Consider the following 23,832-nt stretch of genomic DNA (forward strand, 5'->3'; position numbering starts at 1 on the left):
GACGCCTGTGTCTGCGACGTTTACGCAGCAGTGGCGGGCCACAGGTTGCCGGATCGCAGGCGTGCGCTCATCTCTGCTTCGACCAGGACCGGGATGAAGTGGTCCAGGGTGGCGCCATCGCGGTGCGCCTTGAGGATGGAATCGAAGGCGAGCCCGATCTCCTCGGCGTCGAAGCGGTCGGACCACTCGGCGATGAGGTCTTCGCGGATGTTGCGCAGTGCGCGCTCGCGGATGATGGAAAAGTCGATGTTGTTGACGTCCTGCATGATGATCTCCTTTGCTCTGTCGTTGAGGTACTTCCTCCGGACTATCGGTTACGTAACCCTTTGTTAATCTGCGGTTAACTTTAGTGGCACGGGTTGAATCATGCAAGGATTTCAATGATTGGGCCTGCGCATTTATTGGCGTAGGCCAACTAAAAACAGAATATACGCTGGTAAACGGGTTTTTCTACGAATTTTCCGTGATCCATATATGTGTGAATAAAAATACGTGTGAACACTGTTACGCTTGTGACATGACCAACCTGGAACGAGACCGCAGGGTAAACGGCGTCCCTTTGGCCATCCTGATTGTGGCCACGGTGATGGTGGTGCCCCTCGTAGGTGGATTCCGCTCCGACCCGTTCAGCTGGATCCTTCTGGGATGCTTCGCCGCCTACGCCTTCTTTTACTCGCGCATCACGCTGCACGTCTGCGTTGACGACCGTGGAGGTAACTCCGCCCTGCAGCTGCGCCTTGCAGGCCGAGAAACCGCGATCCCGCTGGATCGGATCACCGGCGTCGAAGAGGCAGGCCCGCAACCGAGCGTGTGGTCTTGGATGTTCTCCCCACCGCACTTAAGCGGCCCACGGAAGGTCGACGGCGCTGAGTGTTACTCCGTCGGTGGCCCGACAGTACGCATCAACACCGCAGACGGCGACTACGCCGTTTCCGTGCCCGACCCCGAGACCTTCGCCGCCGAGCTGCGCGAGCGCCTCCCCGCAGATACCGCGTAGGCCAGCGCGGCGAAGTAGCCCGCCAGCAGCGCCAACCCCACCGGCGGCAGCCCACGCGCGGGTGCGCCGGTCTCCAGCACCCGCCCGTCCGGGTACACCACCAGCCCCACCCCGAGCTCACGCAGCCGCGCCACATCGACCGGCTCCTCCGACACAGCCTCGCGCGCCGCGACCCACCGTGGCGATGGGGGATCGACCAGGGTGGCGTCGACAAGCAAAGCCCCGGACTCCACGACATTCATACACTTCGGCGCCGCATCGACCGTCGGCTCGCCACGCACGAGCGTCAGCGGCGCACGGTGAGCGAAATACACATCTCGGCCCGCGTGCGCCACCGCCGGGCATTCGACAGCGCCAGGGCGCAGCTTTGCGACGCTCACCGCACCGTCCGGCACCTGCAACAGCGCACACGCCAACGCGGCCGCGGCGCGACGCGGGGTCAGCGCCCCCGCCGCCGCGACGAACGCCGGAATAGCCAGGACGAGCCACTTCTGCGCGTCGCGGAGTAAACCGCCACCGGGTACGTGCGTGACCACGGGGTCGGTCAGGCCCGCCCAGGACGCGAACGCGACCGCGAAGCCCACCGCCGCCAACGCCAGCCAGCGGCGCGGAACCGCACGCCACCCCAGCCCGAGCAGAACGAACAGTGGGATGCTGAACAGGGCAAAGCCGACCTCGCGCGAAGCCGGGACCGCCGCCCCGTTCCAAATGCCGCCCAGCCCCATGAGCGCGCCGAGGGTGCCCACGTACTGCTCCGCGCGGGGCGCGAACGCGGCAGCACTCTCGGGGGTCGCGGTCCCGCCGCCGGTAGCGAGCGCACCCGCCACCACCCACGGCGCGCACGACAGCACCGCAACAACTACGCCCGCCCGGTTGCGCACGAAGCAGGCGGCAGCGATCGCCCCAGTGGGAGTGAACGAGGCCACCCACTGCGCCACCGGACCCGCCCTTCCACCCAGCGCGACCAGGGGAATGAGCCACGCGGCGACGGCGAGCGACCACTGGCCCTGCAGCAGACGCTCGATGACCAGCGGGTTCCACACCGCCACCGTCATCGCCGCCGCCTTGCCCAGCGGGTGGGTGCCCAGTCTGTGGCCGGCAAAGGCCGCGGCGGCGGCCGCGCCGATGACGAGCACGCGTACGAGCAGGACCGGGAACGGGACGAGGCCCAGCAGCGCGTCCTGCGGCACGTTGCGCGCGGGCAGATCGCCGAAGCCGAGCGAGGCGCGGGTGAGCGCCATGTCGGGCAGCACCATCATGTCGCGCAGCGCGAACGCCTCGCCAGGTAGGAAAAACGGCCAGGTCAGGCCCAGCACCAGCAGGGTGCCGTAGGCGGGCAGCAGGTACTTAGCGGCGGCGCGCAAGGAGCACCAACGCCCACACGATTGCAATTGCGGCGACGAACCGGGTCACCAGCGCCATGATCTGCAGCGCGCGCAGCCACGTCGTTTCGCTGCGGGCGCGGTCCACCGCCGCGGACTTGGAGGCGTCATTGAGCGCCCAGACGCCGGAGGGGAGGGACCAGGTTTCGTCGATAAGCGTGCCTGTGCGTCGCTCCGCATTGACCGTCCGCTGGGTGCCGTCGGGCAGCGTGGCGCGGTACTGGTACGTATCCAGGCCGCCGACGGAACCCGGGCCGAGATAGTCCAGCGGGACCGTGGCCTGCGCGCCGGGTTCGAAGTAGGGGTACGAGCGGCGCTCCGGGCGGTACGGCAGGTAGGCGCCGAGGCCCTGGCGCTCCTTCTCCGGGAAGGCGGTGGTGCGGTTGATCTGGAAGGAATCAGTAAACGCGTTCGGGCCCGTCTGCTCGGTGGAGAGCGTGTAGATGTCCTTGTCCTTGCCCGTTGTGGGGTCAGTGGCCGTGGACTTCTCCAACGTCGTCGTGCGGGTGAAGTGCTCGCCGTCGGGGCCGTCAAAGGTCATCGCGTACGTGCCGGTGGGCATGGTGCGCTGGTGTGCGATGACGATCGGCGATGCAATGTTGAACGCCAGCGCGCCGACGGCGATGCCCGCCGCCCACGCAAGTTTGCGCTTCTTTACAATGTCCACATCGAAAAGCTCACCGAAAACCACACTCGAAACTCTAACCTACTGCCGGAACTCGAGGGCCTGCGCGCCGTCGCCGCCCTCGGGATCCTGACCACGCACGTTGCCTTCCAAACCGCGAACCACTCGCCACTGCTCGCGCGCTTCGACTACTTCGTCGCCGTGTTTTACGCCCTGTCCGCGTTTGTGCTCGCACGCCGCGGGCTCCGGCCCGGGTACCTCGCGCGCCGAGCGGCGCGCATCGCGCCCGCGTACGTGGTGTGCGTGGTGGTGGCCCTGCTCGCGTTGCCCGCCTTAAGCGGGGTGGGCGTGGGCCAGGCGGTCGCGAACCTGCTCATGCTGCAGATCTACGTGCCCGATGGGCTGATCGCGGGGCTGACCCAGATGTGGTCGCTGTGCGTGGAGGTGGCGTTTTACCTGGTCCTGCCGCTGTACCTGGCGCGCGGCGGGCGGGCGCGCAGGCGGGTGCTCGCCGTGGCGGTGGTGGCGGGGCTGGCCTGGCCGTGGCTCATCCAGCCGGTCTCCAACCCGGAGGTGGTCAACCTGCAGATCTGGCCGCCGTCGTACGCGCCCTGGTTCGCGGTGGGGCTTGTCTGCGCGGAACTGGAGCGCGCCGGCGTGCGCTATCGCGGCCCGCGATGGCCGTTCCCGCTGCTGGCTATGCCGGTGGCGTGGTTCGCCGGGGTCGTCGGACCGGAGGGGCTGACCCACCCCACGCCGGCCGAGTTCAACGTGCGCGTCCTGCTCGGCGCGGTTTTCGCCGCCCTGTTCGTTGCGCCCTACGCGCTCGGGCCGAGGGAGGGCGGGACGCTGCTGTCTTCGCTGCCCGCGATGTTGGCCGGGCGCTGGTCATACTCCGTGTTCCTGTGGCACATGGCGGTGCTGGACCTGGTGTTTCCGGTGCTCGGGGTGCCCGTCTTCGGCGGATACTTCTGGCTGGTCCTGGCCGTGACGGCGGCCGCGAGCCTGGCCGTGGGCTACGTTTCCTACGAGCTCGTGGAGGTGCCCGGCGCGCGGGTGATGCGCGCGGCGCTGGCTACTCGTCGCGGTCCGGCCACGCCAGGCACGCCACCGCGAAGCACCCCACAACCGGCAGGAGCGTAGCGCCCGCATAGCTTGCCGACGGCCACGGGGCCCTCGCCAGCACCAGCCCGGCGACCGCCAGCGCGCCACCGGATAGCCACGCGGACGGCAGTACGGTGAAGCGCCGGATAGCCCACGCGGAGACCGCGGCGACGAACCCCGCGACCGGGCCGGCGGCGACGACGGCGACGGTGGCGAGCAGCGGCGCGGCGCGGTCGACGCGGGGCAGCTCCGGCGGATCGGCCATGCCGCCGTCGCCCCGCCTGCGCACCACTGCCACCAGGCACGCCAGCGCGACGAGGGCGCTGAACGCGCCGCCGAGCAGGAGGGAGTACCGGTAGGTCGCCTCGCCGGCGAAGTACATGCGGAACTCGCCCGAGGCTCCGGCGGGGACGGTGAAGGCCTGGGTCGCGGCGTCGACAAGCGTGGGCTCGAGCGCGTGACCGCCGACGGTGGCGCGCAGGCCAGCATTGAACGCGCGGGTGGTGATGATGGTGCGCGCGTGGTCGGCGGGGGCGAGTGTGTCGGGGAGCGGGGACCAATTGGGTGTCGGCGCCTCGCCGCGGGTGAGCGCGACGGCGTCGCGGCGGGTGAACAGGTCGTGGGTGCCCGCGGGCAGGTGGACGGGGCCGGCGGGGTAGCGGGTGCCGTCGATGGTGGCGGGCGCGTCGAGGTGCCACGTGGCGTCGACGGCGGTGGTGAAGCGGCGCTGGATCACCTGCGTCTCGGGGAAGTGGCGCTGGAAGAAGTAGGTGTCGGCAGTGCCGGGGACCTCCACGGTGCGGGACACGCCCGCGTCTACCTCCGCGATGCCGACGCGCTCGGTGAGCCCGATGCGCGTGGTGCCAGGCGCGCGGATCGTGCGCGGCTCGCCCGCGACGAGGGTGACGCGGCGCTGCGCTCCGCCCGTGAGCTCCACGGTGGTGGTGCGCGTTGCGGTGAGCGTGAGCGACTCCGCCACCGGCGGCACCTCGATCCACGGGTGGCGGTCGCCCGGCGCGGGCCACCACGCGGTCTCCGGGGCGCCGTCGAAGGCGCTGGTCAGCGACGCCCCGGCGACCGCCCCGCCGAACGCGTTCGCGTCCGCGGCGGAGGAGGAGGCGCGCACCTGCCCGCCGTCCTCGGCGACACCGACGCGCGTGCCGGCCGACGGGTAGTCGGGCAGCCGGTTGCCCACGTTGCCGCCCTCGCCCTGCGCCAGTGGCGCGGACTGCGCGCCGCGGAGCGTACCGTAGTTGCGCTCGGCCAGCGCCGGGGTGTCCGTGACCACGTTCGCATGCCTATCGACGAGCCGCGCCGGGAAGTACCCCCACCGCGCCCACAGCAGCGGGAGGACCTCGCCGCCGCCGTCGACGGTGACCGGTTCCGCGTCTGTGATCATGGCGTCGCGCTGGGGCTCGAGGAGGTAGATGTCGACGCCCGTGTCGTCCCCCCCGCCCCGGAAGCTCACGGTGGGCTCGCCGAGGTTGCGCGCCACGTAGGCGGGGTCTACCGGCGGGGCGGTGGTGGCGGGCGGGCCGGTCGCCAGGTCGTGGCGCACCACCACCGCACCGACGCCGATGGCGCGCAGCGCCTCCGGGTCCACCGCACGCACCTGGCCGTCGAGGCCGCGGATGGCCTCCGGGTCGGCGAGGGGGACGGCGTCGCGGAACGCGAAGCGGGTGCTGGTCAGCGCCTGGATCGGCTCGTCGCGAGTCCAGCCCCAGGTCTGGCGGGCGAACGAGGCCGACGGCACGACCAGCGTACGGGTGCCCGCGGCGTGCTCCTCCAGCCACTCGCCGGCGGCGACCCACTCGGGCGAAATCTCCGTCCACGTGCCGTCGGGGAGCAGGCGCAGCGACCACGCCGGCGCCACCGCGACCGCGGCGGTGAGGACCACGCCGACGGCGCGGGGGCGGTTGATCCGAGCGAGGAGGTGGCCCACGCCGATGGCCAGGGGGAGGCGGACGAGTGGGTCGAATTTGTGCAGGTTGCGGAAGGGGGCGAGGGGGCCGTCGAGAAGCGGGACCCAGAAATGCGCGGAGCAGAAGAGGGCGAACCCGAGGCAGAGCATGACCACCCACGTGCTGCGCCACGGGACGTTGCGGCGCGCGAGGCCGGCGAGGCCGAAGCCGGCCACGAGTGCGGTGGCCAGGACGAAGACGGGCTCGCCGACGACGAGGAAGCCGGCGGTGCGCTCGGCGTCCACGAACGGCGCCCAGCTGGTGGCGCCGCGCAGGACCTCCACGGGGTTGAGCCAGGCGGTGGTGACGGAGGCGGACTCGATGAACTCCGTAAACGGCGGCGAGTAGCGGCCGAGCACCAGCAGCGGCCCGATCCACCACGCGGACACCGCCGCCGCGCCGAGGGCGAACCAGGCGGCGCGGGCGTATTCGCGGCGGCACAACAGCCAGATGAGCGCGGGCACGCAGGCGGCGATGGTGGCCGTAGCGTTGACCGCGCCCATCGCCGCGACCGCGAGCACCGCGCCGGCGACGCGCGGGCGGGCCCGGGCGAGCGGGATAAGCGTCCACGGCACGAGCGCCACCGGCCACGCCTCCGAGGAGATCGCGGTGAGCGTGGTAAGGATGCGCGGCGACAGCGCGTAGAGCAGCGCCGCCGTGACCTGCGGGACGCGGCCGCGCACCCCGGTGCGGCGCGCCAGGATCAGTGCGCCCGAGTACGCCAGGCACACAAGCAGGGTCCACCAAGCACGCTGCGCCACCCACTCCGGCACCCCGGCGAAGTGCGTGAGCAGGAAGAACGGGCCCTGCGGGAAGAGGTAGCCGTAGGCCTGGTTCTGCACCTGGCCCAGGGGGAACTCGTCGGTGTAGGCGTGCGTGGCGCGGGCAAGGAAGCGCGCCGGGTCGACGGAGAGGTCCAGCTTGGTGTCGGCGGCGACCCGGCCGGGCGGCTGCAGCAGGACGGTGAGCGTCAGTAGCACCCAGCCGCCAATGTGTGCGCGCAATGGCTACTCCCGGGAGCCGTACTCCGGCCCGCCCAGCACGGCATCGTCCGCAGCCACGGCGCCGCCCTGGGGCACGGTGCTCTGCCCGGAGACGGAGGCGACGCCCAGCACGCCAACTACCCCGAGCACGGCGCCGACGACTGCGGAGGCGATCACCGGGTTGGCGGCACGGCGCGGCAACGATGCAGGCAGGCGCAGAACTTGGTGGGACATGCGCATGAGCCTACCAGCACGACTACACTGGTACCGTTTCTTCCAACTCGAAGGGGGCGCGCGTGTCCAAGATGCCGCAGCGGAAGCGGGCGGTCGCCGTGTGCGTCGGCGGCGTGCTCGCCGTGGCGCTGCTCGTCGCCGCCCTCACCGCGCGCCCCGAGCACGACGACACGGCCCCGCAAGAACCCACGCAGACTGCACAGGAAGGGGATTCAGCCGACGAACCCGCCGCGGTCGTCCCGCCCGCCCCGCAGCCGGCCCCGAGCGCGCCGCAAAGCCCGGCGCAGCAGCGCGTCCCTGCGGACTTGCGCGCGCGGGTGGCGTCGCTGATGGTGGTCGGCGTGACCAACGAGGCGCAGGCGCGGGCGGCGCTCGACCAGGGCGTCGGTGGCTTGATCATCCCGAGCTGGGCCGACCCCGCGCTGCTTACCGCGCAGGGCCACAACATCGAGGCGCTGCGCGCGCAGTACCACCACCCGTTTTCCGTAGCCATCGACTTCGAGGGCGGCCGCGTCCAGCGTCACACCGACGTGATGGGCAGCTTCATGGCCCCGCGCGAGCTGGCCGCCCGCCCGCCCGAGGTCATCCAGGGCACCGGCTACGACATCGGCCGTTCCCTGCGCGGGCGCGGCGTCAACGTGGATTACGCCCCGCTCCTGGACCTTGACGTTTCCGGCCTGGACATCGTCGGCGACCGCGCGTTCAGTGGCCACCCGGACGAGGTCGTGCGCGTGGGCACGCTGTTTGCGCAGGGGCTTATCGACGCCAACGTCACCCCCACCTTCAAACACTTCCCCGGCCACGGTCGCGCCTCCGGCGACACGCACCACCAGCTCGCCGTGACGCCGCCGCTGGACCAGGTGCGCGAGCTGGACATGCGCCCGTTCGGCCCGCTGCTGCAGCGCTTCCCGCGCTCGAGCGTGATGATGGGCCACATGATCGTCCCCGGCATGGGGCCGGAGGGCGTGCCCAGCTCCCTGAACCCGGAGGCGTACCGCATCCTGCGCGACGGCGACTACCCGGGCGGCGTCCCGTTCGAGGGCGTCGTGGTCACCGACGACCTCTCCGGTATGCGCGGCATCCTGGACTACGCACCGACGCCGGAGGCGGTCAAGCGCGCGATCGCGGCGGGCGCGGACCAGGCGCTGTGGTCCTCGGGCGCGGACGTGCCGCAGGTGATCGACGGGGTCGTCGCCGCCGTGCAGTCGGGCGAGCTGCCCGAGGCGCGCGTGAACGAGGCCGCGGCGCGCGCCCAGCAGCAGCTGATCAACACCGGCCTGTAAGTCCGCGGCCAGCCCAGCATGCGAATTCGTTGCTACATCTACTACCCCATCTACTACCCTGTGACAGGTGACTACTTCCCACAGGCAAACTTCGTCGCACCGCCGCGCCGGGTCGTCCGGTAAGGCGGGCAAGGTCGCGCTCGGCGCCGTCCTTGGCCTGCTCGCCGTCGTCCTGGCCGTATACCTGGCGGACCTGGCGCTCAACCGCGGCAACGTCCCCCGCGGCACCACGGTCGGCGGCGTGGCCATCGGCGGCATGTCGCCGGACGAGGCGCGCGAGCACCTGCAGGGAGAGCTTGGCGACGTCGCCGAGCAACCAATCCAGGTCTCGGCGGCAGACAAGCGCGCCCAGCTCGTGCCGGCGGCGGCGGGGCTGGGGATCGACTGGCAGGCGACTGTCGACGCGGCGGGGATCCAGTCCGCGAACCCGATCCCGCGGCTGACGGGCCTGTTTACGCAGCACGAGGTGGACGTGCAGGGGAGCGTCGATAAGCACAAGCTCGACCCAGAACTGGCACGGGTGAAGGACGAGCTGTACGTGGCGCCGGTAGACGGCGCGATCCACGTCGACGGCGGCAAGGCGAATGTGACCGACCCGAAGCTGGGGCAGGAGGTGAACCCGGCAGACCTCGAGGCTGCGGTGACGGACGGCTGGCTCGACCCGGAGGGCGTGGACGTGGAGCCGCAGCCCGTGGAGCCCGCGATCAATGACGCGGTGATTACGCAGGCGATGGACGGCCCGATCAAGGCTGCGCTGGGCGGGCCGCTGACCGTCAACGGCCGCGACGGCGTGACGGCGACCATTCCGCAGGAGCGGATGGGCGAGGTCGTGCAGTTCAACAACGTGGAGGGGCGCATCCAGCCCGACGTGCACCGCGACGTGGCGGGCGCGATCCTTGGTGAGGCGCTCGGCGGGACGCAGACCGAGATGCGCAACGCGCGCGTGCTCGAGGGCGGCGGGGTTGAGCCCTCGCAGGACGGCACCGAGGTGGACTGGGACGCGACCTTCGACGGATTCGAGGACCGCCTCCTCGGCCACGGCGAGCGCACCTGGGACGCCGCGTACCGCCCGGTCGAGGCCGACTTCACCACCGAAGACGCGCAGAACGCCACCTTCAACGAGGAGGTCGGTTCCTTCACCACCGGTGGCTTCTCGGGGCCGTCCGGCACCAATATTTCGCTGGTGGCGCAGACCGTCAACGGTGCGATTGTGAACCCGGGCGAGACCTTCTCGCTCAACGGCTACACCGGGCCGCGCGGCAGAGCCCAGGGCTACGTGGAGTCCGGCATCATCCTCAACGGCCACTCCGACATGGCCGTGGGCGGAGGCATCTCCCAGTTCGCGACAACGCTCTACAACGCCGCGTACTTCGCGGGCATGACTGACATCGCGCACACGCCGCACTCCTACTACATCTCCCGCTACCCGGCGGGTCGCGAGGCCACCGTCTACGAGGGCGCGATCGACCTGCAGTTCCGCAACGACTCGAACCACCCCGTGCGCATCCAGACCGGTGTGAGCGGCGGCGAGCTCACCGTGAGCCTCATGGGAGTGAAGACGGTGCGCGTCGAGTCCGCCAACGGCGGGCGCTGGGCGCAGACCCAGCCGAACACGATGAACCTTTCGGGCGCGACGTGCAGCCCCTCCAGCGGCTCGCCCGGGTTCACCACCTCGGACACCCGGAGCATTTACGACCTCTCCGGCAACCTCATCGACCAGGAGACCCAGACCACGGTCTACGACCCCGAGCCGATTGTGAAGTGCGGCTAGGTCCCGTTTATGCCCACGGGATGGGCGGCGGGGTGTGCTCCCCGCGCTCGCGGGTGAGGCCCCACAGCGTGAGCTCGGTGAAGACCGGGTCGCGTTCCATCAGCGCGTGCCGCGGGGCGTAGCCGTCATAAGCGTCGGCGACGTTGATGTTCACCACGTCCGCCCCGTCGACGGCGGCCAGCATGGACGTCGCATTGGGCGTGACCAGCACGTCCGCGGGCGAGTACAGCGACGTGTACACGATGCCCGGCACCGTATCGGGCACGTTGAGACGCGTACGCACCCACGGCGAGTCCGCGAGCTGCTGGATCACGCCTGGCGACGCCAACGCCGACGCCGCCCGCGGGTGCCGCGTAATGAACGGGGTGAAGCGGGGAGCGCGGCCGCGCACGTCGGTGCCGTGGAAGTTCGCGCCCATGGCGACCACGCGCCGCACCTTCGGCGCGCCCCCGTTGGCGATGAACAGCTTGGTCATGAGCCCACCCTGCGAGTGTGCCACGATGTCTAACTTCGCAGCCCCGGTCTGCTCCAGCACGTGGTCCACGTTCGCGTGCACGTCCTCGATGATGCTGTCCAGATTGCCCATGCCGTAGAAGCCGGGGGCGAGCATGTCGCCGTAGTCGGCGCCCCACACCCAGAAGCCCTCGTCGCGCAGGCGCTCCGCGTTGGGGCGGAACGCCCGGGCGCGGCTGGTTACGCCGTGGATGTACATGACTGGGGTGGTGTACGAGGGCGAGAAGTCCGGGTCGTTGAAGGGCAGCGGTGGTCGGTTGCGCGCGGCGTTGGCCGCGCCGAGTGCGGCCGAGCCGGCGACGATCATGGTGGCGAGCTTCATGCGTATCCAGCATATGTGGTTGCGCGCTTCCTTGACCGGGAGTTTTCGCTCCGATACGCTGGTCGACGGATCAAGAAGTCCGACGCGCTCTTTCTAGTGACTGCTGTTGCAGTGTGATTTGAGCAAGGCCTCCCGGCCCGTCGGCTGGCAACCGCGCAGATCGCGCACGGTGCCCCCGGGAGAAGATCTGTCGGCGTTTGCAACACCGCGCGCCGAAAGTGCGACCTTCCAAGGAGAGCCCTCATGGCTTTGACGTCCTGGCTTCCCGCCACTTTGGACAACATCAACCAGACCGTACTGACCTTTTCCGCTGGTGGTGAGCTGCACGTCCGCGTGTTTGGCACCCAGCTCGCGGCCTTCGACGTGGTTCAGCGGGTGGGTACGAACTTTGAGTACTCGCCGGAGCGCAACCGTCTGCGCGCGGCCGCTGCGGAGGGAGGCGTCCCCGGCGAGGAGGTCCCGCTGCCGCCCGCCCGCGATTACGCAGCGGTGGATCACACCCGCTGCGGGCTCGTTGCCGATGGCCACCGCCCGCACTGGATCCCGGTCACCCGCGCCGCGAGCTCCCGCGACGGCAAGGCCGGCGGGTGGACACGGGTGGAGATCCTGCAGGTCGAGGGCACGCGCGTGACGTTTGCTACCGACGACGGCGTGGTCCAAGGCTGGTTCCACAACCCCGACGTGCTGGCCACCGGGTGGCGCTACCACCCGAAGTGGCGGGTGCTGGAGGCCGCGTCGGGCGAGGTCGCCGTGCTCGCCGCCCAGCCGATCGGGGCGTGCTGGGCGTAAGCTGACGGAGCTCTGGCGGTTGGGCGCCTCCTTCTGAGTACCTACATGACGAAGGCAGGGTGACGCGGTCCCAAATTCCGTGTCTTCGTCACCCCGTTCTCGTCAAACAGGCCAAACCAGCCCCCAACCCACGTCCCGAGCCAGACACACCGCACACAAAAACCGCACACGAAAAAGCCCGCCTCCCGGTACGAAGTGGGGAAGCGGGCCTCATCAAATTGGAGCCGGCGACGAGAATCGAACTCGCACTCTCAGCTTGGGAAGCTGATGTTCTACCACTAAACTACGCCGGCATTCTGCCGCGCCGAATCAGCGCGACAATGGCAACACTTTAGCACCGTCCCCCGCTGAAACGGAAAACGAGCCTGCCGTATGCTTGTGGCGTGCTTCTTTCAGACCATGACATCCGCGACGCTATCGACTCCGGCAAGCTCGGCATCGACCCCTACGATGCTGCCCTGGTGCAGCCGAGCTCGATCGACGTGCGCATGGACAAGTTCTTCCGCGTCTTCAACAACTCGAAGTACACGCACATCGACCCGAAGCTGGAGATGCCCGACCTCACCACGGCCGTGGAGGTCCCCGAGGGCGAGGCCTTCGTCCTCCACCCCGGCGAGTTCGTGCTCGCGTCCACGCTCGAGTGCTTCACGCTGCCTGTGGACCTGGCCGGCCGCCTGGAAGGCAAGAGCTCGCTCGGACGCCTCGGCCTGCTCACGCACTCCACCGCGGGCTTCATCGACCCCGGCTTTTCCGGCCACATCACCCTCGAGCTGTCGAATGTGGCCAACCTACCCATCACGCTCTGGCCTGGCATGAAGGTCGGCCAGCTCGCCATCTTCAACATGTCCTCGCCGGCCGAAGTCCCGTACGGTTCGGGCGCGCTCGGTTCGAAGTACCAGGGCCAGCGCGGGCCCACGCCGTCGCGCGCGTACCTAAACTTCCAGTAGGGCATTTCGCTTTTCGACGCCCACCGTGCAGGAGTTACTGCAGCCCCTCTTTGTAATCGCTCATTTGGGCCGTCCTTTGCGGTTCGTTTTTTGCAATTCTGCAAGCGTAGCAAAGATCTGCGTGGTCTATTTTTCAAAAACAGGGGTTTCTGCAAAATAGGATCGCGTCCTGCGCTGCTTCTTACAACTTTGAAAAAACGGCAGCCGCGTCCCGCGTCCCCCTCACCCTGCCCCGTCTCACAGGAACGGGCATAATAGGCAGTTATGCGGATGACAGTAATCGGCACCGGATATCTTGGTGCAACCCACGCGGCATGCATGGCTGAACTTGGCCATGAAGTGTTGGGCGTGGACGTAGACGAAGCAAAGATCGATCGACTCAAGGCTGGGGAGGTCCCGTTCTACGAGCCGGGCCTGCCCGAGGTACTTGAGCGCAACATGGCGGCCGATCGCCTGGACTTCACCACCTCGTACGAGGAGGCAGCGGCGTTTGGCAACGTACACTTCATCGGCGTGGGCACCCCGCAGCAGCGTGGTTCCTACGCGGCGGATACCCGTTACGTCGAGGCCGTGATCGATTCGTTGGTGCCGCACCTGGAAGGCGAGCACGTCATCCTGGGGAAGTCGACGGTGCCGGTGGGCACGGCCGCGGAGCTGCAGGCCCGCGCCGATGCGCTGGCCGCGCCGGGCACGTCGGTGGAGATCGCGTGGAACCCGGAGTTCCTCCGCGAGGGCTACGCGGTGAAGGACACGATCGAGCCGGACCGCATCGTCCTGGGCACCCGCCCGGAGCACTCCCAGGCGGAGGCCATCGCGCGCGAGGTCTACGCCACCCCGTTGTCCAAGGACACGCCGTTCATCGTCACCGATCTGCAGACCGCTGAGCTGGTGAAGGTGAGCGCCAACGCGTTCCTGGCCACCAAGATCTCCTTCATCAACGCGGTGAGCGAGGTTTGCGAGATCGTCGGCGCGGATGTGACCAAGCTCGCCGACGCTATTGGCTACGACGACCGTATTGGCCGCAAGTTCCTGGGCGCCGGCCTTGGCTTCGGCGGCGGCTGCCTGCCCAAGGACATCCGCGCGTTCATGGCGCGCGCCGGCGAGCTGGGCGCCGACCAGGCGCTCACGTTCCTGCGCGAGGTGGACGCGGTAAACATGCGCCGCCGCGAGCGCGTGGTGGACATGGCCCGTGAGGAGCTGGGCAGCCTGATCGGCCGCCGCATCACCGTTCTCGGCGCGGCGTTCAAGCCGAACTCGGACGACGTGCGCGATTCGCCCGCGCTCGCCGTCGCGGGCCAGCTCTCGCTCGCGGGCGCCGCGGTGCGCGTCTTCGACCCCGAGGCGATGGACAACGCCCGCCGCGTCTTCCCCACGCTCGATTACGCCGACACCCTCGATGACGCGCTGACCGGCGCTGAGCTGGTCATCCTCGCCACCGAGTGGAAGCAGTTCAAGGAGATGGATCCGGTCGCCTCGGCCAAGCTCGTGGAGCAGCGAGTGCTTATCGACGGCCGCAACGTCCTCCCCGTCCCCGCGTGGCAGCAGGCCGGATGGACGGTGCGGGCTCTCGGCCGCTCGCTGTAACCCACGTGAACTCACGTGCGCACGCCGGCCGGCCCGCTTTTGTGAGACCACGGCAGCGGGCCTTTTCCGTGTCCCGGGGGGATAACGTGGGGGGGTAGCTACTGGAGCATCGCACGTACCATGGCAACAGTGTTGGGGGTGGTGGCTTTTTCGAGCTGCCTGAGAACGGTTTCTTGGTCACGCGATGCACTGAGCCTCACTACGAGAGCGTGAGCTCTGAGGAACCGCTCAGGAGATTCAGCAATGAGGGTTGAAATCATTGCCTCAGCATCAACGAGGGCAACGCCCTGGATGCGCATCCACTCTGACGGGAAGTCTTTCACGTTGTCGGTGGCTAGCGCATCTGCCTTAGTAACTAACGCTGACGATAAGACATGCCAATCTTTCGGGTGAACACTCAATCCGTGAGGAGGCAGCGGCAGTGGAGCGTCGCTGGAGACCAAAGCGTCAGGAAGGAAGTCGTTCATCAGCGCTTCCAAACGATCGGTCGCGTCTTTGCTCAGCTGAAGTCTAGCGCGCAGATTTCTGGACATTTCGTTGAGGACACCCTGGCTCCACCGCACCTCGACAATTTCTTCGTGGGCGCTGTACAGCAGATAGTCTCGGAGCACCCTGGAGAACAAGATGTTTGCGTCAGCGAAAACTCTCATCTCGAAAAAGGGGTCCGCAAAATTACTCTACGAAGCCGATACTGTTAGAGAATTCGGCGAGTGCAGCAGCTGCACGATCGCGGCGTTCGTATTCAGCGTCCGCGCCTTCGAGCACACTGAGGATCGCAGCAGCACCCTCCTGAGGAATCGAGACAGTCGCCGACGACGCACGTTTTGCGTGGCGAATTGCTTCGCGGAGGATGTCCGCAGTTCGGCGGAGATCCTCGTGAGGCACTGGTGCAGTCGTCATGCCACTGAGCGTACATGGTGCCCGGCCCACCCACCAGCACCCCGCGAGTGCCCCGCTAGTGCTGGTGGTAGTCGGCGAGGAAGTTCCCCAGCCGCTCTAGGGCGTTTTCCAGCTGCGATGCCCACGGCAGCGTGACCACGCGGAAGTGGTCTGGGGTGGGGTAGTTGAAGCCGCGGCCCTGGACCATGAGGATCTTCTCGGACTTGAGCAGGTCGAGCATGAAGCGCTCGTCGTCGTGGATGCCGTACATCTCCGCGTCGATCTTGGGGAAGCAGTACAGCGCGCCTTTCGGCTCGACGACGGAAACGCCAGGGATCTCGCGGAGCTTCCGCACGGCGACGTCGCGCTGCTTGTGCAGGCGGCCGCCCTCGGCGGTCAGCGAGTAGATGGACTGGCGGCCGCCGAGCGCCACCTGGATGGCGTGCTGACCAGGCACATTGGCGCACAGGCGCGTGCCGGAGAGCAGGTCGATGCCCTCGATGAAGCCCTTCGCGCGGCGGCGCGGTCCGGTGATGACCATCCACCCGGCGCGGTAGCCGCAGACGCGGTACGCCTTGGACAGTCCGTTGAAGGTGATGGTGATGACGTCGGGGGCGACCTCGGCCATGCAGGTGTGCTGGGCGCCGTCGTAAAGGATGCGGTCGTAGATCTCGTCGGCGAAGATCATCAGCTCGTGCTCGCGGGCAATGTCAGCGATGCCCTCGAGGGTCTCGCGGGAGTAGACGGCGCCCGTCGGGTTGTTGGGGTTGATCACCACGATGGCCTTCGTTTTGTCGGTGACCTTAGAGCGGATGTCCTCCAGCGATGGGTTCCAGTCGTCCTCCTCGTCGCACAGGTAGTGCACGACCTTGCCGCCGGCGAGGGTGGAGGCCGCCGTCCACAGCGGGTAGTCCGGGGCGGGGATGAGGATCTCGTCGCCGTCGTTGAGCGCGGCCTGCGTGACCATGCTGATGAGTTCGGAGACGCCGTTGCCCAAATACACGTCGTCGATGTCGCAGGGCGGGAAGCCGTCGATAAGCTCATAGCGCGTGACCACGGCGCGGCGGGCGGACGTGATGCCCTTGGAGGTGGTGTAGCCCTGGGAGGTGGGGAGGTTGGCGATCATGTCGCGCATGATCACGTCCGGTGCCTCGAAACCGAACACGGCGGGGTTGCCGGTGTTCAGTTTGAGGATGGTGTGGCCGTCGCGCTCCATCTCCTCCGCGGTCGCGGAAACGGGCCCGCGGATGTCGTAGAAGACGTTTTTGAGCTTGTCGGCCTGGTCGAAGTGGCGGTGTGCACGCTTGCTGCGTGTCGACGCCACCGTCTCGGGATTGGCTGGCTGGTCTGGGTTTTTGGGATGTTTCTTGGCCATAGGGCCATATTAGTCGCGGCGGCGGAACCTGTTGAGGGATTCTTGAGCAAAGTTGAGGGTATCGCCGGTGAGTTGGTCGATCTGCTCGCGGCGCTCCGCCTTCCTGCGCGCCGCGTCGTAGGCGCGGTCCGCCTCCAGCTCCAGCTGCTTGGCGCGCACGAGGCGGCGCTTGGAGCGCTCCATGTCCCGCAGCGACGGCGAGTACCAGGAGTCCGGCCCCACCTTCATCACGTAGAGCAGGATGAACAGGACCGGGATGACCGCGAGCACGGCGGGGAGCGAGGCCGCCCCGGCGAGGGTGATGCTGCCGATGGTGCCCAGCCAGAAGATGCCGGCGCGGGTGCGGCGGCCGGAGCGGCGCGCCTCGACAAGCTCGCGGGCGGTGAAGACGGGCACGTCGTGCTGGGCCGCCGGCATACCGGCGCTGGAGCCCATGACGGGCGCCTGGGGGATGTCGGCGAACAGCGGCACGAGGTCCGCCCGGGTCTGCGCCTGGGTGCAGCACTGGCAGCGCTCGTCGTACTCCCCGAGGGTGAGGCGGCCCTCGCTCAGCGCCTCCCCGAGAGCGGACATTGCCTCGGTGCGGTCCGCGTCAGAAAGCCGGATGTGCTCCGGCTCGGAGGGCTGGAAAGCGCTGCTCATCGGGGAAATGCTCCTTACAGTTCACAGAACGAGTAACGGCCCCACCATAGCACTGCGGGAGGTGACCTAGGCGCTCCACCGTTCGTCGGCGCCGGTGACGCGGTCGTGAAAGCGCGTACGGGCGTCGTCGTACTCCTGCTCGGGCAGCTGGTAGAAGTACACGCGCGGCAGTACTCCTTCGACGCGGTCGAGGTAGGTGCCCATGAAGTCCGCGAGCGCGTCGTTGCCGTCGAGGGCCTCGGCGCTGACGTAGACGAACAGCGGCCTGGACAGCGGGTACTCGCCCTCCTGCGTGGCTTCGCGGGAGGGGGAGACGCCGTCGATGGTGACGTTGTCGATCAGGTCGCGGGTTTCGCCGTCGGTGGCCAAGTAGTTGCCAACGCCCATGAAGCCGATGCCGTTGGGGTCGTCGGCGATCCAGCCGGACAGCTCGTCGATGTTGTCGGTCGCTTCGTAGTCGTCGCGGATGGTGTCGCCGCCGAGGACCTTGTCCTTGAATACCTCGAGGGTGCCGGAGCCGTCCGGGCGGCCGTACAGGCCAATCTCCTCGTCCGGCCAGGACGGGTCGATGTCGGACCACTTGGTCACCGGGGAGTCCGCCGCCCAGATGTCGTGGAGCTGCTCGGTGGTGAGGTCCTGGGCCCAGGTGTTGTCGGCGTGCTTCACAATGGTCACTGCGTCGAGCGCGATGGGCAGCTCGATGAACTCGACACCATTGTCGCTGCACTGCTGCTGGTACTCCTGCGGGATGGCCACGGAGGAGTCGTTGAGGTCGGACTTGCCGTCGCAGAACGCCTCGAACCCGTCGGTGGAGCCGTCGGCGGAGATGCGCACGTCGTGGTCGGTGCGGTCCGCGATGAAGGAGGTGATCGGCTCGACGGTGGCGGAACCGGTGACGCGGATCGCGCCGCCGGAGACCGTGTCGTTGCCGCTCTCGGCGTCGCTGCCCGCGCAGGCGGTCAGGCCGGTCGCCGCGAGGGAGAGCGCGGCGGTCAGTGCGATGAATTGCTGCTTCATACGTGCTGTGCCTGCCTTACTGGTGCTTCTTGTTGGCTTCGTTGCGGAACTCACGGAAGAAGGTGAGCACGTCGCGCCAGCGCGGGCGGGTCATCTCCAGGTACTCCGGGATGCGGTTAAGCTCCTCCAGCTGTTCCGGCGTGAGGCGCTCGTGGTCCGTCTTGCGGCGCATCTCGAGCTCGGCGCGCAGGACGCTCGTGGTCTCTTCGAGTTCGTCGATGAGCTGCTGGAGTTCGTTGTTTGGCGCGTCGGCGTCGATAAGCTTCTGGGCGCGCTGGCCGGACTTGGACTGGGCGTTGTCGGGGGTGGTCATGGTGGGTTCCTTAGAAGAAGACGTTGGTGATCAGGACGGCGAGCAGCGGGAGGGCGAAGAAGACGCCGCCAACCCAGATGAAGACGTACCACTTGTTCTTGTCGGCCAGGGTGGCCAACCAGTCCGCGCCCTTCGGTGGCAACGCGCGTAGGAACGGCAGGGACATGATGACGAGTGCGCCGAAGACGTTGAACATGGTGTGCACCAGCGCGCCCTGCATCGCGGACTCTGCCTCCACGCCGGAGGCGGAGAACGCGGCGATGAGGCCGGTGATGGTGGTACCGATGTTGGCGCCGACCACGAACGGGAACAGCTCCTTGACCTTGAACTTGCCGGAGGCAGCGAGCGGGACGGTCAGGGAGGTGGTGGTGGAAGAGGACTGGACGGCGGTGGTGATCACGGCACCGGAGAGGATGCCGGTGACCGGGCCGCGGCCCAGCGCAGCGTGCAGCATTTCCTGGGCGCGGCCGACCAGCAGTGCGGAGAGCATCTTGCCGATGAAGCCGATGACCACCAGGATCAGGGCCACGCCGCCGACGGCGAGGACGATGCCGCCCCACACGTCGCCCAGCGGGCTGACGATGAGCTTGGCCAGGTTGACCAGCGGCTCGGTGATCGCGTCGACACCGTTGCCGATCGCGTCGAAGATGCCGGCGAGCACGCCGTCGCCCTCACCCGAGAGAGAGCCGGCGAACACACCGGAGACCTTGGACAGGAAGCCGGTGAAGATTTCCAGCGGGAAGAAGATGGCCAGCGCGAGCAGGTTGTAAAAGTCGTGCACCGTGGCCATGGAGAAGGCGCGGTGGAACTGCTGCTTGTTGCCGGACAGGCCGAGTGCCACCAGCGTGGAGGTGACGGTGGTGCCGATGTTGGCACCGAAGAGCATGGGCACCGCCACCTCCAGCGGCAGGCCACCGGCGATCATGCCGACGGTAATGGAGGTGGTGGTGGAGGAGGACTGCATGATGGCGGTGGCGAGAATACCGACCGCCAGGCCCACGAACGGGTTCTCGGCGAAGGAGAACAGTTCCTTCGCCTGGTCGCCAGCGGCCATCTTGAAGCCGGCGCCGATCATGCCGACGGCGTTGAGCAGCAGCCAGATCGCCAGGATGACGGAGATCCACTCTGCGGCCTTCTTGGCGCCACCGCTCAGGGGCAGCCAGCTAAGCGGGTCGGCGGCCGGCTCGTCGTCCGCGTTTTTTGGCGCGTCCGTGTCCGGGGCGGGTTTCGTCTTGGTGGCAAGGGCGGTGCTGCCGGTTGCCGCCTCGCGCGCGCCGGTCTCGGCGTGCTTGGCATCTCTGCTCATGTGCGCTCTCAATCAACGTCGTATGGACTTGGTCGAGAGTGCACCTTATGAGCAAGAAGCGGAATTGCTGTGTATTTCTGGTTAACTTCCGGGGAATTGTATAAAGGTAGTCTAGCTATGTGAGAACTGGCTCTGGTACAGCTCGTAGTACGCGCCCTTGCGTTCGAGCAGCTCCACGTGCGTGCCCTGCTCCACGATCCGCCCGGCCTCCATCACCAGGATCATGTCCGCGTCCCGGACGGTGGACAGGCGGTGCGCGATGACAAAGGAGGTGCGCTGGGCCCGCAGTGCGTTCATCGCCCGCTGCACCAGCACCTCGGTTCGCGTATCCACCGACGAGGTTGCCTCGTCCAGGATGAGGATGCCCGGCTGCGAGAGGAACGCGCGCGCAATGGTGATCAGCTGCCGCTCGCCCGCGGAGATGGAGCCGCCGTCCTGGTCCACGATGGTGTCGTAGCCGTCGGGCAGTGCGTGCACGAAGCGGTCCACGTAGGTCGCCTTTGCGGCCTCGATGACCTCCTCGTCCGTCGCGTCGAGGCGGCCGTAGCGGATGTTTTCCATGATCGTGCCCTTGAACAGGACCGCGTCTTGCAGCACCATACCGATCTGGCTGCGCAGGTGGGGGCGCGTGAAATCGCGGATGTCGTGGCCGTCGATAAGGATTGCCCCCTCGTCCACGTCGTAGAACCGCATGATCAGGTTGACCAGGGTCGTTTTGCCCGCACCGGTCGGCCCCACGATCGCGGCGGTCTGCCCCGGCGCGACGCGCAGCGACAGGTCCTGGATCAGCGGCTCGTCGGTGTATGAGAAGGACACGTCGCGGAACTCCACCAGACCTTCGGGCCGCGCGCTTGTCGACGCCCCCTCGACATCCGCCACCTCTTCCTCAGCGTCGAGCAGCTCGAAGATGCGCTCCGCTGACGCGACGCCGGATTGGACCATCTGCATCATGCCGGCGATCTGGCCGAGCGGCTGGTTGAACTGGCGGGAGTACTGGATGAACGCGGTGGCGTCGCCAAGCGTCATGTGCCCGTTGGCCACGCGCAGGCCGCCGAAGACGGCGATGGCCACGTAGGAGAGGTAGGACACGAACTGCATGATCGGCTGCATCGAGTTGGACAGGAACTGCGCCTTCTGTGCGGCGCCGGTGAGCTCCTCGTTGCGCGCGTCGAAGGTGCGGCGCAGCTCCTCGGTGCGGCCGAAGATGAGCGCGACGTCGTGGCCGGAGAAAGCCTCCTCAACCTGGCCGTTCACGGCGCCGGTGGCCTTCCACTGTGCGGCGAACTGCTTCTGCGAGCGGGTCCCCACCACGCCCATCGCCACCGCGGTGAGCGGGATGGCCAGCAGCGCGAGCAGGGCGAGCTGCCAGGACAGCCAGAACATCATGACGATGATGCCCACCAGGGTGATCACCGCATTGAACATCTGCGACAGCGCCTGCTGCAGCGCCTGCTGGACGTTGTCCACGTCGTTGGTGGTGCGGCTCATCACGTCGCCGCGCTGGCGGGAGTCGAAGTAGTTGAGCGGCAGCCGGTTCAGCTTCGTCTCGACCCGCTCGCGTAGGTCGTAGACGGTGCGCATGGTCAGCCGGTTCAGCAGCGCGCCCTGCGCCCACATGAGGACGGAGGAGCACAGGTACAGGGCGAGGATGACAATGATCAGCTCGCGCAGGTGGTCAAAGTCGATGCCCTCGCCGGGCCGCAGGTCCATCGCCTCCGCCATGTCGGCGAAGCGGTCCTGGCCGGCGGCGCGCATGCCCTCCACCGCCTGCTCCTTGGTCACCCCGCCCGGCATGCGGGCGGAGATCGCGCCGGAGAAGATCACGTCCATCGCCCGGCCCATCACGCGGGGCGCGTACACCGACAGCACGACCGATGCGGCGTTCATCACAAAGACCGCGATCAGCGCGATCTTGAACGGCGCCAGCAACCCGATCAGCCGCTTCGCCGAGGGCCAAAACTGTTTCGCCTTCCGAGGCTCTTGCTCACTCATGCCTGCACCGCCTTCTGGCTCTGCTCAATTTCCCGATACGTCTGGCTGCTTTCCAGCAGCTCTTCGTGGGTGCCGCGTGCCACGATCTCGCCGGCTTCCATCACGAGGATCTGGTCGGCACCGCTAATCGACGCCACCCGTTGCCCCACCACAATCACAACCTTGCCCGCGGTGTACTCGGTCATCGCGGCGCGCACGCGGGCGTCCGTGGACGCGTCGAGTGCGGAGAAGGAGTCATCAAACAGAAACACGTCCGGCTGCGCCACCAGCATGCGCGCGATGGAGAGGCGCTGGCGCTGCCCGCCGGAGACGTTCGTGCCGCCCTGCGAGATCTCCATGTCCAGGTCGGCGACGAAGTCGGCCTGCGCCGCGCGCAGCGCGTTCCACAGCTCCTCGTCCGTGGCGTCCGGGTTGCCCATCCGCAGGTTCGAGGCGACGGTGCCGCTGAACAGCCAGGGCTTCTGCGGGACCATGGAGACGCGCTCGACAATGTCGGGGCGGGCGAGATTGTCGACGGGGGTGGCGTCGAGAAGCACTTGCCCCTCGGTGGCCACGTGCAGGCGCGGGATGAGGCTGAGCAGCGTCGTCTTGCCCGAGCCGGTGGCGCCGATGATCGCCGTGGTCGTGCCCGGGCGGGCGGTGAAGCTCACGCGCTTGAGAACGGGTGCGTCGGCGCCGGGGTAGGTGAAGGTGACGTCGCGGAACTCGAGGTCGCCGCCGCGCGTTGCCGGGGCCTCGGGGTGGTGGGGCTCGATGATCTGCGGGTCGTGGTTGAGCACCTCCGCGACGCGGCGGGAGCACACGATGGCGCGGGGGAGCATCATGAGCATGAAGGTGGCCATCATGACAGCCATGAGGATCTGCATGAGGTACTGCATAAACGCGGTGAGCGCGCCCACCTCCACCAGGCCCTCGTCGACGCGGTGGCCGCCGAACCAGAGGACCGCCGCGGTGGCGAGGTTGAGGATCAGCATGATGACCGGGAACATGGTGACGAAGACGCGGCCGATGTTCAGCGAGACCCGCGTGATGCGGTCGTTCGCCTCGGTGAAGCGCTGCGACTCAAACTCCTCGCGGCCGAACGCGCGGATGACGCGGATGCCGGCGATCTGCTCGCGCAGCACCCCGTTGATCGCGTCCAGGCGCTCCTGCATCGTGCGGAACAGTGGCATGAGCAGGGCCGCGATGATGCCGACTACCACCGCGAGCGTGATCACGGCGACGGCCACCAGCCACGACATCCCCGCGTCCTGGCGCACCGCCATAATAATGCCGCCAATCGCCATGATCGGCGCGTTCACCATGAAGTTGAGGAAGAGCAGGTACGTCATCTGGATCTGCTGCACGTCGTTGGTGCCGCGCGTGATCAGGGACGGCGTGCCGAAGTGCTGCATGTCCTCCGCGGAGAAGATGCTCACATGGGAGAACACGGCCTCGCGGATGTCTCGGCCGGTGCGCATCGCGGTGCGCGACGCGAACCAGAAGGCAGCGACAGCGGCGAGGAACTGCACGAACGCCACCAGCAGCATGATGCCGCCGGTGCGCCAGATGTAGCCGACATCGCCCTGCGACACACCTTTATCAATGATCGCAGCATTGAGATCCGGGAGGTAGAGGGTCGCGAGCGTGGTGATGAGCTGGAGGACCACCACTGCGAGAATTGCGGGCCAATACTGCTTGGAGTATCTGCTGAGCAGGCGGATTAGTTGCATGGATTCCCCTTGCGCGCGGGTGAAAGAACCCGGCAATGGTAGCACCACGGTGGTGTGGGTGGCGGAGTGCTCGATGACGAGAATGCGTAAAATTTCCGCGC

General features: G+C 67.9%; 22 protein-coding genes, 1 tRNA gene and 1 riboswitch. Of the genes, 7 read left to right on the forward strand and 16 right to left on the reverse strand.

All coding sequences use genetic code 11. The features are described 5' to 3' along the window. Positions 1–20: 20 nt before the first annotated feature. Positions 21–266 (reverse strand): three-helix bundle dimerization domain-containing protein, encoded by a 246-nt coding sequence (locus FPP74_RS08345; protein ID WP_144717916.1) that lies wholly within the window; start codon positions 264–266, stop codon positions 21–23. A 251-nt stretch (positions 267–517) separates the two neighbouring features. Here FPP74_RS08345 and FPP74_RS08350 point away from each other — a divergent pair, with 251 nt between their 5' ends. Further along, complete coding sequence (locus tag FPP74_RS08350) at positions 518–997, forward strand: hypothetical protein (RefSeq protein ID WP_144717919.1); 480 nt, start codon at positions 518–520, stop codon at positions 995–997. On the opposite strand, the gene FPP74_RS08355 is transcribed toward FPP74_RS08350, so the two are convergent. Together FPP74_RS08355 and FPP74_RS08360 are read right to left on the reverse strand one after the other, a co-directional pair. Then, positions 922–2,361, reverse strand: a complete 1,440-nt coding sequence (locus FPP74_RS08355; RefSeq protein WP_186439416.1) for a hypothetical protein — start codon at positions 2,359–2,361, stop codon at positions 922–924. The two genes, FPP74_RS08350 and FPP74_RS08355, sit on opposite strands and share 76 nt — an antisense overlap. Continuing rightward, positions 2,345–3,070, reverse strand: a complete 726-nt coding sequence (locus FPP74_RS08360) for a porin PorA family protein (RefSeq protein ID WP_255456109.1) — start codon at positions 3,068–3,070, stop codon at positions 2,345–2,347. The genes FPP74_RS08355 and FPP74_RS08360 overlap by 17 nt, the downstream gene beginning before the upstream one ends. 36 nt (positions 3,071–3,106) lie before the next feature. Here FPP74_RS08360 and FPP74_RS08365 point away from each other — a divergent pair, with 36 nt between their 5' ends. Further along, positions 3,107–4,147, forward strand: a complete 1,041-nt coding sequence (locus FPP74_RS08365) for an acyltransferase (protein WP_144717999.1) — start codon at positions 3,107–3,109, stop codon at positions 4,145–4,147. On the opposite strand, the gene FPP74_RS08370 is transcribed toward FPP74_RS08365, so the two are convergent. Beyond that, positions 4,080–7,073: an alpha-(1->3)-arabinofuranosyltransferase family protein gene (locus tag FPP74_RS08370; protein ID WP_144717923.1), complete on the reverse strand. Its 2,994-nt coding sequence runs from the start codon at positions 7,071–7,073 to the stop codon at positions 4,080–4,082. The genes FPP74_RS08365 and FPP74_RS08370 overlap by 68 nt on opposite strands. Before the next feature lie 3 nt (positions 7,074–7,076). Beyond that, positions 7,077–7,286: a DUF2613 family protein gene (locus tag FPP74_RS08375; protein WP_095275761.1), complete on the reverse strand. Its 210-nt coding sequence runs from the start codon at positions 7,284–7,286 to the stop codon at positions 7,077–7,079. A 71-nt stretch (positions 7,287–7,357) separates the two neighbouring features. On the opposite strand from FPP74_RS08375, the gene FPP74_RS08380 reads away from it, so the two are divergent. After that, positions 7,358–8,569, forward strand: a complete 1,212-nt coding sequence (locus FPP74_RS08380; RefSeq protein ID WP_144718001.1) for a glycoside hydrolase family 3 N-terminal domain-containing protein — start codon at positions 7,358–7,360, stop codon at positions 8,567–8,569. A 67-nt stretch (positions 8,570–8,636) separates the two neighbouring features. After that, on the forward strand, positions 8,637–10,340 hold the full coding sequence (locus FPP74_RS08385; protein ID WP_255456110.1) for a VanW family protein: 1,704 nt from the start codon (positions 8,637–8,639) through the stop codon (positions 10,338–10,340). A 7-nt stretch (positions 10,341–10,347) separates the two neighbouring features. Here FPP74_RS08385 and FPP74_RS08390 read toward each other — a convergent pair whose 3' ends face one another. Next, a complete protein-coding gene (locus tag FPP74_RS08390; protein WP_239214308.1) occupies positions 10,348–11,175 on the reverse strand; it encodes a triacylglycerol lipase in 828 nt (275 codons plus the stop codon). Between the two features lie 115 nt (positions 11,176–11,290). Continuing rightward, positions 11,291–11,402, forward strand: a riboswitch (SAM riboswitch). A gap of 16 nt (positions 11,403–11,418) precedes the next feature. On the opposite strand from FPP74_RS08390, the gene FPP74_RS08395 reads away from it, so the two are divergent. Next, the gene (locus FPP74_RS08395; RefSeq protein ID WP_095554109.1) at positions 11,419–11,964 is read left to right on the forward strand and encodes a hypothetical protein; all 546 of its coding nucleotides are present in this window, start codon (positions 11,419–11,421) and stop codon (positions 11,962–11,964) included. Positions 11,965–12,183: 219 nt separating this feature from the next. Here FPP74_RS08395 and FPP74_RS08400 read toward each other — a convergent pair. Continuing rightward, a tRNA-Gly gene (locus FPP74_RS08400) sits at positions 12,184–12,257 on the reverse strand. Between the two features lie 90 nt (positions 12,258–12,347). On the opposite strand from FPP74_RS08400, the gene dcd reads away from it, so the two are divergent. Then, entirely contained in the window at positions 12,348–12,911 is a 564-nt protein-coding gene (gene dcd / locus FPP74_RS08405; protein WP_144717925.1) for a dCTP deaminase, read from the forward strand. 264 nt (positions 12,912–13,175) lie between these two features. Continuing rightward, positions 13,176–14,495 (forward strand): UDP-glucose/GDP-mannose dehydrogenase family protein, encoded by a 1,320-nt coding sequence (locus tag FPP74_RS08410; RefSeq protein WP_144717927.1) that lies wholly within the window; start codon positions 13,176–13,178, stop codon positions 14,493–14,495. A gap of 98 nt (positions 14,496–14,593) precedes the next feature. On the opposite strand, the gene FPP74_RS08415 is transcribed toward FPP74_RS08410, so the two are convergent. The 9 genes from FPP74_RS08415 to FPP74_RS08455 all read right to left on the reverse strand — a co-directional run bounded on the left by FPP74_RS08415 (position 14,594) and on the right by FPP74_RS08455 (position 23,731). Then, a complete protein-coding gene (locus tag FPP74_RS08415; protein ID WP_144717929.1) occupies positions 14,594–15,145 on the reverse strand; it encodes a PIN domain-containing protein in 552 nt (183 codons plus the stop codon). 22 nt (positions 15,146–15,167) lie between these two features. After that, the gene (locus FPP74_RS08420) at positions 15,168–15,395 is read right to left on the reverse strand and encodes a hypothetical protein (RefSeq protein WP_144717931.1); all 228 of its coding nucleotides are present in this window, start codon (positions 15,393–15,395) and stop codon (positions 15,168–15,170) included. A gap of 55 nt (positions 15,396–15,450) precedes the next feature. Beyond that, the gene (locus tag FPP74_RS08425) at positions 15,451–16,749 is read right to left on the reverse strand and encodes a pyridoxal phosphate-dependent aminotransferase (protein WP_095536039.1); all 1,299 of its coding nucleotides are present in this window, start codon (positions 16,747–16,749) and stop codon (positions 15,451–15,453) included. A 9-nt stretch (positions 16,750–16,758) separates the two neighbouring features. After that, complete coding sequence (locus FPP74_RS08430) at positions 16,759–17,391, reverse strand: DUF1707 domain-containing protein (RefSeq protein WP_144717933.1); 633 nt, start codon at positions 17,389–17,391, stop codon at positions 16,759–16,761. Positions 17,392–17,457: 66 nt separating this feature from the next. Continuing rightward, positions 17,458–18,408 carry a substrate-binding domain-containing protein gene (locus FPP74_RS08435; RefSeq protein ID WP_144717935.1) on the reverse strand — a complete coding sequence of 317 codons (951 nt, stop codon included), beginning with the start codon at positions 18,406–18,408 and terminating at the stop codon, positions 17,458–17,460. Between the two features lie 16 nt (positions 18,409–18,424). Beyond that, positions 18,425–18,721, reverse strand: a complete 297-nt coding sequence (locus FPP74_RS08440; protein ID WP_095546633.1) for a hypothetical protein — start codon at positions 18,719–18,721, stop codon at positions 18,425–18,427. 10 nt (positions 18,722–18,731) lie between these two features. Beyond that, complete coding sequence (locus tag FPP74_RS08445; RefSeq protein ID WP_144717937.1) at positions 18,732–20,027, reverse strand: Na/Pi symporter; 1,296 nt, start codon at positions 20,025–20,027, stop codon at positions 18,732–18,734. Between the two features lie 111 nt (positions 20,028–20,138). Continuing rightward, positions 20,139–22,019 (reverse strand): ABC transporter ATP-binding protein, encoded by a 1,881-nt coding sequence (locus FPP74_RS08450; protein WP_144717939.1) that lies wholly within the window; start codon positions 22,017–22,019, stop codon positions 20,139–20,141. Then, the gene (locus FPP74_RS08455) at positions 22,016–23,731 is read right to left on the reverse strand and encodes an ABC transporter ATP-binding protein (RefSeq protein WP_144717941.1); all 1,716 of its coding nucleotides are present in this window, start codon (positions 23,729–23,731) and stop codon (positions 22,016–22,018) included. The genes FPP74_RS08450 and FPP74_RS08455 overlap by 4 nt, the downstream gene beginning before the upstream one ends. Between the last annotated feature and the right edge of the window lie 101 nt (positions 23,732–23,832).

The sequence above is a fragment of the Corynebacterium sp. NML180780 genome, assembly GCF_007786415.1.
GTDB lineage: Bacteria > Actinomycetota > Actinomycetes > Mycobacteriales > Mycobacteriaceae > Corynebacterium > Corynebacterium gottingense.